The organism is Sphingopyxis sp. (assembly GCF_035565275.1).
GTDB lineage: Bacteria > Pseudomonadota > Alphaproteobacteria > Sphingomonadales > Sphingomonadaceae > Sphingopyxis.
Genome location: NZ_DATMST010000036.1, coordinates 1 through 13,264, shown reverse-complemented (window position 1 = coordinate 13,264; position 13,264 = coordinate 1). Strand labels below are relative to the sequence as shown.

General features: G+C 65.0%; 13 protein-coding genes. 7 read left to right on the top strand and 6 right to left on the bottom strand.

Annotation, left to right across the window (positions count from 1 at the left end):
- Positions 1-308: 308 nt before the first annotated feature.
- Positions 309-650, bottom strand: coding sequence for a hypothetical protein (locus VN047_RS02540; RefSeq protein WP_325539706.1), 342 nt, complete (start codon positions 648-650; stop codon positions 309-311).
- A gap of 228 nt (positions 651-878) precedes the next feature.
- Here VN047_RS02540 and VN047_RS02535 point away from each other — a divergent pair, with 228 nt between their 5' ends.
- From VN047_RS02535 to VN047_RS02510, 6 genes are all read left to right on the top strand, one after another.
- Positions 879-1,865, top strand: a complete 987-nt coding sequence (locus VN047_RS02535; protein WP_325539704.1) for a metalloregulator ArsR/SmtB family transcription factor — start codon at positions 879-881, stop codon at positions 1,863-1,865.
- Complete coding sequence (gene metF, locus VN047_RS02530; RefSeq protein ID WP_325539702.1) at positions 1,862-2,800, top strand: methylenetetrahydrofolate reductase; 939 nt, start codon at positions 1,862-1,864, stop codon at positions 2,798-2,800. Before VN047_RS02535 ends, metF begins: the two co-directional genes overlap by 4 nt.
- Positions 2,797-3,861 (top strand): homocysteine S-methyltransferase family protein, encoded by a 1,065-nt coding sequence (locus VN047_RS02525; protein WP_325539700.1) that lies wholly within the window; start codon positions 2,797-2,799, stop codon positions 3,859-3,861. Before metF ends, VN047_RS02525 begins: the two co-directional genes overlap by 4 nt.
- Before the next feature lie 4 nt (positions 3,862-3,865).
- Positions 3,866-4,390, top strand: a complete 525-nt coding sequence (locus VN047_RS02520) for an N-acetyltransferase (RefSeq protein ID WP_325539698.1) — start codon at positions 3,866-3,868, stop codon at positions 4,388-4,390.
- Positions 4,391-4,412: 22 nt separating this feature from the next.
- Positions 4,413-7,031, top strand: a complete 2,619-nt coding sequence (gene metH, locus VN047_RS02515; RefSeq protein WP_325539696.1) for a methionine synthase — start codon at positions 4,413-4,415, stop codon at positions 7,029-7,031.
- Between the two features lie 93 nt (positions 7,032-7,124).
- Entirely contained in the window at positions 7,125-8,087 is a 963-nt protein-coding gene (locus VN047_RS02510) for a right-handed parallel beta-helix repeat-containing protein (RefSeq protein ID WP_325539694.1), read from the top strand.
- 12 nt (positions 8,088-8,099) lie between these two features.
- Here the strand turns inward: VN047_RS02510 and VN047_RS02505 are convergent, their stop codons facing one another.
- From VN047_RS02505 to VN047_RS02485, 5 genes are all read right to left on the bottom strand, one after another.
- On the bottom strand, positions 8,100-8,606 hold the full coding sequence (locus VN047_RS02505) for a YbjN domain-containing protein (protein ID WP_325539692.1): 507 nt from the start codon (positions 8,604-8,606) through the stop codon (positions 8,100-8,102).
- 97 nt (positions 8,607-8,703) lie between these two features.
- Positions 8,704-9,057 (bottom strand): accessory factor UbiK family protein, encoded by a 354-nt coding sequence (locus VN047_RS02500; protein WP_325539690.1) that lies wholly within the window; start codon positions 9,055-9,057, stop codon positions 8,704-8,706.
- Between the two features lie 34 nt (positions 9,058-9,091).
- Positions 9,092-9,643 (bottom strand): TspO/MBR family protein, encoded by a 552-nt coding sequence (locus VN047_RS02495; RefSeq protein ID WP_325539688.1) that lies wholly within the window; start codon positions 9,641-9,643, stop codon positions 9,092-9,094.
- 61 nt (positions 9,644-9,704) lie between these two features.
- Entirely contained in the window at positions 9,705-10,445 is a 741-nt protein-coding gene (locus tag VN047_RS02490) for a TlyA family RNA methyltransferase (RefSeq protein ID WP_325539687.1), read from the bottom strand.
- Entirely contained in the window at positions 10,445-12,508 is a 2,064-nt protein-coding gene (locus VN047_RS02485) for a protein-disulfide reductase DsbD family protein (RefSeq protein ID WP_325539686.1), read from the bottom strand. The genes VN047_RS02490 and VN047_RS02485 overlap by 1 nt, the downstream gene beginning before the upstream one ends.
- A gap of 100 nt (positions 12,509-12,608) precedes the next feature.
- Here VN047_RS02485 and VN047_RS02480 point away from each other — a divergent pair.
- On the top strand, positions 12,609-13,264 hold a 656-nt coding region (locus tag VN047_RS02480), incomplete at its 3' end, for an alkaline phosphatase family protein (RefSeq protein WP_325539685.1).

Genomic DNA, 13,264 nt, shown 5'->3' with positions numbered 1-13,264 from the left:
ATCGGCGGCAGCGTCGCCCGCGGCGGCGGCGTCATCGGCTGCCGACGAGGCGGTATCGGACGCGGCGTCCTGGGTCTTTTCCGAGCAAGCGGTGAGGCTGAAGGCCGCAGCGGCCATCGAGGCGATGATGATCTTGCGCATGGGTGTTCCTTTCGAATGCAATGGCCGGGCGGCCGGCCATAGGAATGGAGAGTTAACGGTGGATCGGGGGCTTGGCAACCGCGCTGCTTGATACCTGTCCCAAAAGAAAAAGGGGCCGCAGGCGATCCTGCGACCCCTCTTTTTTCAGCCCGAGGGCAGAAAGAAGGTTACTTCTTGGCTTCTTCCAGCGCGCCCTTGGCGGCGTCGGCAGCTTCCTTGGCAGCGCCGGCAGCTTCGTTCGCCTTGTCGGCAGCCTTGGTAGCCGCATCAGCGCCTGCGTCGGCAGCAGCCGCGCCAGCAGCGTCGGCGGCTGCGCCGGCTTCGCCAGCAGCAGCTGCCGATGCATCGGCAGCGCCTTCGGCCGCTTCCATCGCGCCATCAGCAGCGCCTTCGACGGTCGCCGCAGCGTCTTCGGTCGTGGCAGCGGCGTCGTCGGCGGCCTTTTCGGCGCAAGCGGCGAGGCCAAGCGAGGCGGCGAGGACGAGCGACAGAGTGATCGATTTCTTCATTTGGGAATACCCCTCTCGAGTGAGCTGATCGACCGGCACAGGAACAGATCGATCCCGAAAATTGCCAATCGCGCGCAGAATTACCCCCTCGCCAAAGGGCGTGCAACGCCCTTTTTTTTGAAGATTGCCCGTTTCGTCGTAATTCGCATTCGGCCGGTTCGCGCGGCGCGGAAATTGTGGCACCCCGCCCGGTTGACGGCATATAAAGAAATCTTTATATGCTATTCGGTGAACGAGTTGATCGACATTTTTCGTGCCTTGGCAGACCCGACGCGATTGCGAGTCGTGGCGCTTTTGCGCGAAATGGAGCTTGCAATCGGCGAACTTGCGGTGGTGCTGGATCAGAGTCAGCCGCGCGTGTCGCGCCATGTTCGCATCCTCGTCGAAGCCGGAGTCGTCGAACGGCGGCGCGAAGGAAGCTGGGTCTTCCTGCGGATTCCCGAGGGCACCCCTGTCGGGAACATCATTGGAGAGGCCGATAAATGGCCTTTTTCGGCGCGCGAAGCGCTGGTCATTGCGCATGACGCCCGCCGCCTGGCGGCGGTGCGCGAGGAAAGGGTTGCGGCGGCCGAACGCTATTTTGCCGAGCACGCCGCCGAATGGGATGCGATCCGCTCGCGCCATGTCGCCGAGAGCGAGGTGGAGGCGGCGATGCTGGCGATGATGCACAATCGCCGGCTTGGTCATCTGCTCGACATCGGAACGGGGACGGGGCGGATGGCAGAGATTTTCGCACCGACCGCACGCCGTATCACCGCGCTTGACCGCAGCCCCGAAATGTTACGCATCGCGCGGGCGAAGCTGGAGGGGCAGCCGGTCCCGGTCGACCTGCTCCAGGGCGATTTCCTGAACCTGCCGGTCGCCGACTCCAGCGTCGACAGCATTGTCATACATCAGGCGCTGCACTTTGCGCACGAACCCGATCGCGTGATCGCCGAGGCGAGCCGCGTGCTGCGCGGCGGCGGCCATTTGCTCGTCGTCGATTTCGCTCCGCACGAGGACGAGGAACTGCGCAATCTTGCAGCCCATGCGCGTCTCGGCTTCTCGGATGCGCAGATTCGCGGCTGGCTCGCTTCCGCGGGGCTGCTGCTCGAAACCACCCAAGCGCTCGAAGGTGGGGAACTGGCCGTGAAGCTCTGGCTCGGCCGCCGCCGCAGCGATGAGGATCAATCCCCCGCCAGTGAAGGCGCACAAAGTAAAAGGCTTGCGGCATGACGTCGAATCTGAACTCGCTGGCGGAGGCGCGCCGTGCCGCCGCCTCGCCGCTCTTTGCCAATCTCGAAGGCGACATCGGCGTCAGCTTCGAATTCTTTCCGCCGAAGACTGAAAAGATGGAAGCACAGCTGTGGGACACGTTCCGCACGCTCGAGCCGTTGGGGCCGAGTTTCGTTTCGGTTACCTATGGCGCCGGCGGATCGACACGCGAGCGGACCCACGCGACCGTCGCGCGCATCGCCGCCGAAAGCCGCGTGCCGCCCGCTGCGCACCTGACCTGCGTCGAGGCATCGCGCGCCGAGATCGACGAGGTTGCGCAGGCCTATTGGGAAGCGGGCGTGCGGCATATCGTCGCGCTGCGCGGCGATGTCCCCGGCGGAGAACCTTATCGCGCGCACCCGGACGGCTACGCCAACGCGATCGAGCTGGTCGCCGGACTGAAGGCGATCGCGCCGTTTGATATTTCGGTCGCGGCTTACCCTGAAACCCACCCCGACGCCGATTGCCCGCAATCCGACCTCGACAATCTGAAGCGCAAGCTTGACGCCGGTGCGACGCGGGCGATCACGCAATTCTTCTTCTCGCCCGACAGCTTTTTGCGCTTTCGCGATGCGGCGGCCGCGGCGGGTATCGATGCGCCGATCATCCCCGGCATTTTGCCGGTATCGAACGTATCGCAGACACGGCGCATGGCCGACATGTGCGGGACCGCGATCCCGTCGTGGATGGTGTCGCTTTTCGACGGCCTCGACGATCATCCGGCCGCGCGCCAACTGGTGGCGGCGACGATCGCGGCCGAAATGTGCCGCCGCCTTTATGCGGGCGGTGTCCGTGATTTCCATTTCTACACCCTCAACCGTGCCGAGCTCAGCTATGCCATATGCCATCTGCTGGGTCTGCGGCCGGTCTCGACGGCAAAGGATCAGGCAGCATGACCTCCAACGCGATCAAGGGCGCACGCGAAGCCCTGCAGGCGGCGGCGAAGGACCGCATCCTGCTCACCGACGGCGGCTGGGGCACGCAGATCCAGCTCCGCAAGCTGGTCGAGGCCGACTATGCCGGATCGCTTGGCCTGTCGCACGACCAGAAGGGCAACAACGACATTCTTGCGCTGACGCGCCCCGACGTCGTCACTGCGATAGGCGAGGCCTATCTGGCGGCAGGGTCGGACATCGTGTCGACCAATACGTTCAGCGCCAACACGATCAGCCAGGCCGATTATGGCGCCGAACATCTGGTCGCCGACATCAACCATGAAAGTGCGCGGCTGGGCCGCGAAGCGGCCGACCGCTATCAGGAGCGCGACGGGCGCCGCCGCTTTATCGCGGGCGCGGTCGGGCCGACGAACAAGACGCTGTCGCTGTCACCCGACGTCAACAATCCGGGCTATCGCGAGATCGATTTCGACGAACTGAAGGATGTCTATCTGGGTCAGGTCATCGCATTGGCCGAGGGCGGGGCCGACTTCATCCTGATCGAGACGATCTTCGACACGCTCAATGCCAAGGCCGGGATTGCCGCGACGCTCGCAGCCGAAGCGAAAGTCGGCCGCGAACTCCCGCTGATGATCTCGATGACGTTGACCGACCTGTCGGGCCGCAACCTGTCGGGTCACACGGTCGAGGCGTTCTGGTATGCGGTGCGCCACGCGAGGCCGCTGACGGTCGGGCTCAACTGTTCGTTCGGTGCGCAGCAGCTTCGTCCGCATGTCCGCGTGCTGTCAGACATCGCCGATACGCTGGTGATGGTCTATCCGAACGCAGGCCTGCCCAACGAACTGGGCGAATATGACGAGATGCCCGATACGACGGCGGCGCTCGTGCGCGAATGGGCCGAACATGGGCAGGTCAATATCCTGGGCGGTTGCTGCGGTTCGACACCCGCGCATATCGCGGCGATGGCGCGCGCGATCGAGGGGCTGCCGGCCCGGCGGATTCCCGAAGTGCCGGTACGCACGCGGCTCGCGGGGCTCGAGCCCTTCACCATGGCGGCCTGAACCGATGGCCGACATTCCGAAGTGGACGATCCGGGAAGCCGGAGCCGATGATGCGCCGGCGCTCGCGCTGATCGGCGCGGCGACCTTCCTTGAAACCTTTGCCGGCATTCTCGATGGCGATGCGGTCGTCGGTCACTGCGCCGCGCAGCATAATGCGACTGCCTATTGCGCGTATCTGGCTGACGGCGCCCGCGCCTGGATCGCCGAAGCGCAGCCCGGCGGCGCGCCGATCGGTTTTGCGCTGGTCGGCAAGCCCGATCTCGCCGTGGCCCTTGAAGGCGATATCGAGCTGAAGCGCATCTATTCGCTCTCGCGCTTTCACGGCAGCGGGCTCGGTCCCGCGCTGATGAAACAAGCGCTGGAAGCAGCGAGCGGCCATCGCCGTCTGCTCCTCGGCGTCTACGCGCAGAACGACCGCGCACTCGCCTTCTATCGCAAGCAGGGGTTCGCCGACCTCGGCACGCGCCAGTTCGACGTTGGCGGCAAGCTCTACGACGATCTCGTCCTCGCCCGTTCGCTCGCCGCCTAATGCCCAGTTTCAGGATTACCCGATGACCACCGCCGCCTCTTCCAGCTTCGTCAATATCGGCGAGCGCACCAACGTCACGGGATCCGCGGCGTTCAAAAAGCTGATCCTCGCCGACGATTATACCGCGGCGGTCGAGGTTGCGCGCCAGCAGGTCGAAAACGGCGCGCAGGTCATCGACGTCAACATGGACGAGGGTCTGCTCGACGCCGAATATGCGATGACGACCTTTTTGAAGCTGATCGCCGCCGAGCCCGATATCGCGCGCATTCCGGTGATGATCGACAGCTCGAAATGGGATGTCATCGAGGCGGGGCTCAAATGCGTGCCCGGCAAGCCGATCGTCAATTCGATCAGCATGAAGGAAGGCGAGGAGCCGTTCCTGGCGCACGCGCGCAAGTGCATGGCCTATGGCGCCGCGGTCGTCGTGATGGCGTTCGACGAGGTCGGGCAGGCCGACACCAGGGAACGCAAGATCGAGATTTGCGAGCGTGCCTACAAGCTGCTCACCGGCATCGGCTTCCCGCCCGAGGACATCATCTTCGATCCTAACGTGTTCGCGGTCGCAACCGGGCTGGAAGAGCATGATAATTATGCGGTCGATTTCATCGAGGCGGTGAAGGAAATCCGCGTGCGCTGCCCGCACGTCCATTTCTCGGGCGGCCTGTCGAACCTGTCCTTCGGTTTTCGCGGCAACGAGACCGTGCGCCGCGCGATGCACAGCGTCTTCCTCTATTATGCCATCCCCGCCGGGCTCGACATGGCGATCGTCAATGCGGGGCAGCTCGACGTTTATGATACGATCGACCCCGAATTGCGGCAGGCAGTCGAGGATGTCGTGCTCAACCGCAAGGTCGAGGGCGAGGCGGAGTCGCCAACCGAACGGCTGATCGCGCTCGCCGAACGCTACAAGGGTAGCAATCCTGCCCAGGAAAAGGCGGCCGAGGAATGGCGCGGCTGGGAAGTCGCCAAGCGGCTCGAACATGCGCTGGTCAAGGGCATCGATGCCTACGTCGTCGACGACACCGAAGAGATGCGGTTGCTGATGCCACGCCCGATCGAGGTGATCGAGGGGCCGCTGATGGACGGCATGAACGTGGTCGGCGACCTGTTCGGCTCGGGCAAGATGTTCCTGCCGCAGGTCGTGAAATCCGCGCGCGTGATGAAGAAGGCGGTGGCGCACCTGCTGCCCTTCATCGAGGCGGCGAAGGAGCCGGGTGCAAAGGGCAAGGGCAAGGTCGTGATGGCGACCGTGAAGGGCGACGTCCACGATATCGGCAAGAATATCGTCGGCGTCGTGTTGCAATGCAACGGCTTCGAGATCGTCGACCTCGGCGTGATGGTGCCTTGGTCGAAAATTCTCGAGGCGGCGAACGAGAATGACGCCGACATGATCGGCCTCAGCGGCCTCATCACGCCGTCGCTCGACGAGATGGTAACGGTCGCCGAGGAAATGCAGCGCGCGGGTATGACGATGCCGCTCCTGATCGGCGGCGCGACCACGTCGAAGGTCCACACCGCGCTGCGTATCGACCCGGTTTACAAAGGGCCGGTGCTTCACGTCCTCGATGCAAGCCGTGCCGTCGGCGTTGCGACCGCGCTGGTCAGCGACACCGGCCGTGATGCCTATGTGAAAGGCTATAAGGACGATTATGAGCATGTTCGAGACGTGCGCGCGAACAAGGGGCAGAGCGCACTGATCCCGATCGAGGATGCGCGCGCCAATGGGTTCGCGATCGACGAGCATATCCGGCCGTTTCCGCCCGAGAATCCCGGCGTGCATGTGTTCGATAGCTGGGACATGGCCGAGCTTGTCGAATGGTTCGACTGGACGCCCTTCTTTCGCGCGTGGGAGCTTGCCGGGGTCTATCCCGCGATCCTGGACGACGCGGTAGTCGGCGAAAGCGCCAGAAATCTGTACGCCGACGCGCGTGCGATGCTCGACAGGATCATTGGCGAAGGCTGGTTGACTGCGCGCGGCGTCACCGCGCTCTGGCCATGCCGCCGCGAGGGTGACGATGTGATCATCCATCTGGAAGAGAGCGAAGAGCACATCCGCCTGCCCTTCCTGCGCCAGCAGATCGCCAAGCGCGAGGGACGGCCCAACATGTGCCTCGCCGACTTCGTCAGCCGTGACGGCGACTGGATCGGCGGCTTTTCGGTCGCGATCCACGGCATCGAGCCGCATCTTGCGCGCTTCAAGGCGGCGCATGACGATTATAACGATATTCTGCTGAAAGCGCTCGCCGACCGCTTTGCCGAAGCCTTCGCCGAACGGCTCCACGCGCATGTCCGGACCGACCTTTGGGGCTATGCGCCGGGCGAGCAGCTGACGCCCGAGGCGATCATCAAGGAAGAATATCGCGGTATCCGTCCGGCACCCGGTTATCCGGCGTGCCCCGACCATAGTTTGAAGCCGATTCTGTTCGATCTGCTCGATGCAGGTACAAATTCGGGCGCGATCCTGACCGAAAGCTTTGCGATGCTTCCCACTGCGGCGGTATCGGGTTTCTATTTCGGCCATCCCGATGCGAGCTATTTCGGCGTCGCGCGGGTCGGTGAGGACCAGCTTGCCGATTATGCGGTGCGCCGCGGCGTCGATATCGCGACCGCGACGCGCTGGCTGCGTCCGAACCTCGATTAACTGCTCGACGTGCGCCTGTCCGATAAGGGGACAGGCGCCGGGTTAACCAGCTTCGCGGGCGACGGCGCTTCGGAAAAGCGTTATGGGCGCGCCATGCTCAAGTCGATCTTCCGCCGGCCGCTGCTGCCGCTTCTCGCCCTCCCGTTGCTCCTGTCGCCGATGCCGCTGCCCGCGCAGCAGGGCAGCGGGCCCTATGTTGTCGCCGAAAGCGGCCGCAGCTTCGGGCGGCTGCAGGACGCGGTCGATGCAGTCGGCGCAGGTGAAGGGACGATCCGCGTCTCGCCCGGCTATCATCGCGACTGCGCGGTCCAGACCGCGGGCCGTATCGCCTTCGTCGCCGCCGAGCCCGGCCGCGCGATTTTCGACGGCGTGACATGCGAAGGCAAGGCGGCACTGGTGCTGCGAGGGGCCGGCGCGAGGGTCGATGGGCTGGTGTTCCAGAACATGCGCGTGCCCGACGGCAACGGCGCTGGAATCCGGCTCGAAACGGGCGATCTCGACGTCGTGAACAGCCTGTTCCGCAACAGCGAGGAAGGCATCCTTACCGCGGACGATCCCGAAGCTGCGCTGACGATCGATCGTTCGACTTTCTCGCGCCTCGGCCGCTGCGATCGGGGTTTGAGCTGTGCGCACAGCGTCTACACCGGGCTCTACGGCCGCGTCGTCGTGACCCGCACCCGCTTCGAAAAGGGCAGCGGCGGTCATTATCTCAAGACGCGTGCGCGGCAAGTCGACGTCCGCGACAACAGCTTCGACGACACGCAGGGCAAGGCGACGAACTATATGGTCGATCTGTCGTCGGGGGCGACCGGGCGGATCGTCAACAACCTGTTCGTGCAGGGCCGCGACAAGGAAAATTATTCGGCATTCATCACCGTCGCGCCCGAAAGCCGTGACAACCCGTCGCGGGGACTGGTGATCGACGGCAACCGGGCCAGCCTGCCGCAGGGAATCGGTCGGCAGTCGGTTTTCGTCGCTGACTGGAGCGGCGAAGCGCTGGCGATCGGCAAGAACGAGCTGGGGGCGGGGCTGACGCGTTTCGAAAAGCGCCAGTAGTCGGGTACGACGTCAGGCCTCGCCGCGCGTCTCGATGAGCGACGCGGCGAGCGCCTCGGCGGGAGTCTTGCCGCCCCACAGCACGAACTGGAACACCGGATAAAAACGTTCGCATTCGTCGATCGCGCTTTCGATCAATGTTTCGGTGAGGTCGAGCGGCAGCTGTGCGTCCGAGCCGACGAGCATTCCGTGGCGGTAGAGGATCGTGCCGCTGTTTGACCAGAGTTCGAAATGGCCAAGCCAGAGCTGCTCGTTGATCATCGCGAGCGCTTCGTGCGCGACGGCGCGCTTGTCCTCGACGACGCGGATGTCGGGGAAAGCGAGCAGCTGGATCACGCCATCGTCGGCGCGCCATACGGCGCGAAGCTCATAGGTCGTCCAGCTGCCTTGCGCGGTCGCGACGATCTCGTCCTCGCCTACCATCTCGTGCGGCCAGTCGTGCGCGGCGAAATAGGACGCCAGCATCTCCATCGGTGCTGCTTCCTGGCCGTCATCGTCGTCGTAGATATCGTCACTCATGCGCGCGCCTTAGCCCGGATGGCGCGACGACGCGAGTCCGTGTCCGGTGCCATCCGGGGAATAGTCTGTGCATAATACGCCAAGGCGCGTAGGCGCGTCAGGCCTTGGGCTTGCGGACCGCAGACTTGGCAGCTGGTTTCGCGGCTGGCTTTGCCGCTGCCTTTGGTGCCGCCGCCGGCTTTGCCGCTGTCTTGGGCGCCGTAGCGGGCTTCGCGACGCCTTCGAGCTTGTCGAGCCGCGCTTTCAGCGCTTCTGCTTCGGCGCGCGCCGTGGCGGCCATTTTCTTCACCGCCTCGAATTCCTCGCGGCTGACGAAATCCATCCGGCCGACGAATTCCTTCGCGCGGTCGCGCATCGCGGCCTCGGCTTCGCGGCCGGCGCCCGCGACGGTTCCGGCGATGCCGTTCACCATCTTTGCCAGATCGTCGAAAAAGCGGTTTTCGCTTTGCATTTTTACTTCCTTCGTCGGGGCTATCCCCTTGCCACTAGCCTATTTGGGTGCTCGCGGCAGCGGGGACAAGGGTTTCGGCATCGGGATTGCGCTGGTCGATCTGGAAATTGAGGACCGCGGCAAAGACGAGCCATGCCATATAGGGGACCAGCAGCCATGCGGCCGCCTTGCGGATCGGCGCAAAGGCAAAGGCCGTCGCAATCGTCACCATCAGGATGAAAATGATGAGGTAGAGCGCCGTCGTGACCTGATGCTGGCCGAAGAACAGCGGCGACCAGGCAAAGTTGGCGACGAGCTGGACGAAGAAGAGCAACAGCGCGAAGCCGCGCCCTTTGGCGCCGCGCGCATGGAGAATCATCGCGAGCGAAAGGCCTAGGCAGATATAGAGGATCGGCCACACGGTAGCGAACACCCAGCCCGCGGGCGTGATTGGCGGCAGATCGAGCGCGTCGAACCAGCGATTTCCATAGCCGCTGTTTGACAGCATGCCCATCAGGCTGCCGATCAGCACGATGGCCGGAACGGTGACGAGCGCCCAGCGCAAATAGGACATGCGAAGCTGGCCCCGCGTTGCTATTTCGGTCATGTCCGCAATACCCCCCACATGCGACTCCGTTGCATTTGTGTCGCGATTGTGCGGCGCAGCGTCAAGCGGCTTGCTTCACCGCCGCGATCAGAAATTCGACATTGCCCTCGGGCCCCGTAATCGGGCTTTCGACAAGGTCGCACACATTCCAGCCTCCGCTCTCCAGCCATTCGCGAACCCCTGCGCAGACGCGCGCATGGACCGCGGCGTCGCGCACGACACCTTTCTTGCCGACCTCGTGCCGCTCGGCCTCGAACTGCGGTTTGATCAGCGCGACCAGCCGCGCGCCGTATTTAGCAAACGACATCGGCACCGGCAGCACCTTTGACAGCGCGATGAAACTCGCGTCGCAAACGATCAGGTCGACGGGCTCGGGGATATGCGCCGGCGTCAGGATACGCGCGCTCGTCTGTTCGTGGACGACGACGCGGTCGTCCTGCCGCAGCTTCCACGCGAGTTGGTTGGTGCCCGAGTCCACAGCATAGACGCGCGTGGCGCCGCGGCTGAGCAACACATCGGTGAACCCGCCGGTCGACGATCCGACGTCGATCGCGACCAGGCCGGTGACGTCCCAGCCGAGGTGCGACAGGGCATGGTCCAGCTTGATCCCGCCGCGTGACACCCACGGATGGTCGCGGCCCTTGACGCTGATCTGGGCATCATCGGCGATCTGCTGTCCCGCCTTGTCGATCTTGCGGTCGCCGACGAAGGCGAGTCCGGCGAGAATGAGCGCCTGTGCGCGCGTCCGGCTTTCGGCGAGCCCGCGGTCGACGAGCAACTGGTCGGCGCGCTGTTTCGCCATCAGTCGCCCACCTTTTCGGCGAGCATGGAGGGGGTCAGGATCTGCGGCAGGATTTCCGGCTGCGCGGCTCCCGGCGTATACCAGAGGTAAAGCGGCACGCTGTTGCGACCATGCTCGGCGAGCGTGCGGGTGATGACGGGGTCGCCATTGGTCCAGTCCCCGACGAGCGTGACTACACCGGCCTTTTCAAAGGCGGTCTGAACCACCTCGCGGTCGATCGCGCCCGCCTCGTTCGCCTTGCACGACAGGCACCAGTCGGCGGTGAAATAGACGAAGACGGATTTGCCCGCCGCGCGGGCTTCGGCGAGCGCGGCGGGGGAGAAGGTTGAACCGGCGGTTCCGGTCGTACGCTCGGCCCGTGCAAATTCGCTTACCGTGCCAGCCAGACTGGTGACGAAGAGCAGGCCGGCGGCAATCAACAGCCACGATCGGCGGTCGCCGCGCTGGATGGCGCCATAATGTGTAAATAGGACAAGTGCCATGGCCACGGCGACCACGGGCCATATGAGCTGCGACCCGCTGCCGATCTGGCGCCACAGCAGCCACGCGAGCGCCAAGGCAGTAAGGCCCATCGGTAGCGCCATCCACTTGCGGAAGCGGTCCATCCACGGCCCCGGCTTGGGCAGGCGTTTCCGCAGCGCGGGAACAAAACCGATCGCGAGGAAGGGTAGCGCGAGGCCAAGCCCGAGTCCTCCGAAGATCGGCAGCGCCGCCCATGCCGGCAGGACCAGCGTCGCGCCCAGCGCCGCTCCGAGCAGCGGGCCGCTGCATGGAGTCGCGACAAAGGCGGCGAGCGCGCCGGTCCAGAAACCACCCGCCGCGCCACTTTTGCCGGCGAGCGCCTGCCCGCCGCCGAACGATGGCAGTTCATAGGCGCCGAGCAGGTTGAGCGTGACCGCAAGAGCAAGGATCAGCAGCGCAAGCACGCTCACTGGGTGCTGCAGTTGAAACGCCCAGCCGACCTGCTCGCCCGCCGCGCGCAGCGCGAGCAGTACGCCGCCGAGGAGCAGTGCGGTTACAATGGCGCCTGCGGTGTAGGCGAGCGCCTCGACCTTCGCCGTGCGAGCGTCACCGCCCGCGCGTGCGAGGCTGAGCGCCTTGAGGCTGAGGATCGGAAAGACGCACGGCATCAGGTTGAGGATCAGCCCGCCGAGGATCGCGCCGCCCAGCGCGGTCCAGAACAGCTCCATATCGATACCGCTCGCCGTTCCGGCGATCGTCTCGCCCGCCGCGGGAACGCTGCCGGGTTCGAGCTTGACCGAAAGCCCGCGTCCGCCGCCGAGCTTCAGCAGTGCCGCGACCGGTCCGGCTTTTTGGCCCTTGGTACGCGTTTCGACAATGATGCGGTCGCCGTTGCGGCTGAAGCGCTGCGGCGCGGCATAGTCGACAAGATCCTGCGTCTCGACGAACAGGTGCGGCGCATCGATCGCAGTGCTCGCGGGAAGCGGGATCGCGAAGCGGACTGTGTCGCCGCGTCGTTCCCATGTGCCGTGTAGGTCGAGCGGTTGCGGCAGCAGCGCGCGCCAGCCGTCGAAGCGGGTGCGCTCCGCCGATGTCACCTTCCCGTCGCCGGCCTTCAGTGCGACCGAAATCACTGCCTTTTCGGGAACGCACACCTTGTCGGTGCAGGCGAGCCAGTGGGCGACTCCCGACAGCGCCAGGTCGGTGCCGGGCGCGACCGACTTGTCGACCTGCACCTCGGCGAGCAGCGCATAGGGATGCTCGTAGACATGGTTCATCATGCCGAAGAGGACCAGCGCGTCGGGCACCGGATAGCGGAAAGGGGCCACCGTCACGCCATCGGACGCATTCCATTCGACCGACAGGCCGAACCCCGCATCGCCGCCGTTGACCCAATAGCCGTGCCAGGTTTTGTCGGGTGCCATGGTCAACGCGATGGTCGTCGTGCCGCCGGGGGCGGGGACGACCGACTCGGCGACCAGCTTGGGCTGGATATGCGTCGATTGCGCGTGCGCGGGCCCCGCGAAAAGGAGCGCGCCGGCCAGCACGGCCAGCAACATCTGGCCGATGCGTGTCACAAAAGCCTCACTCAGCAAATTCATGGCCCGTCCGCAGCTGTTGGTCGTTCGAAGGCTTGCCATATAGGCGGCTTTCGACGAGAGGACAGCCCGCGCTGACACCCTCGATCCGGAGAAGCCGCCCGTGAAGCTGAAATATGTCACCACCGCCCTGGCCGCCGCCCTTTGTCTCGCCGGTGCCGGAACCGCCCTTGCGCAGAATTCGGCGCCCGCGGTCCAGAAGGTTACCGCCGCGACGCCGCCGCCCAAGCTGATCGTGATGGTCGCGGTCGACCAGTTTTCCGCCGACCTGTTCGCCGAATATCGCGGCCACTTCACCGGCGGTCTCGCGCGTCTCGCTTCGGGTGTGGTCTTTCCGTCGGGATATCAGTCGCACGGCGCGACCGAGACCTGTCCCGGCCATTCGACGATCCTGACCGGCAATCACCCCGCGCACACGGGCATCATCGCCAATAATTATTTCGACCTCGCCGCCGGCCGCGAGGACAAGCGTCTCTATTGCGCCGAGGACGAAAGCGTTGCGGGCACGTCCTCCGGAAGCGGCAAATATGCGCCGTCGGCCAAGCATCTGCTCGTCCCGACGCTGGGCGACCTGATGAAGGCGCGCGATCCGAAGGCGCAGGTCGTGTCGGTCGCGGGCAAGGACCGCGCCGCGATCATGATGGGCGGCCATCAGGCCGACGAGCTGATGTGGCTCGCTCCGACGGGACTCACGAGCTACCGCGGCACCACGCTGTCGCCGACCGCGCAGCAGGCGAGCGCCGCGATCGCGGCTGCGAT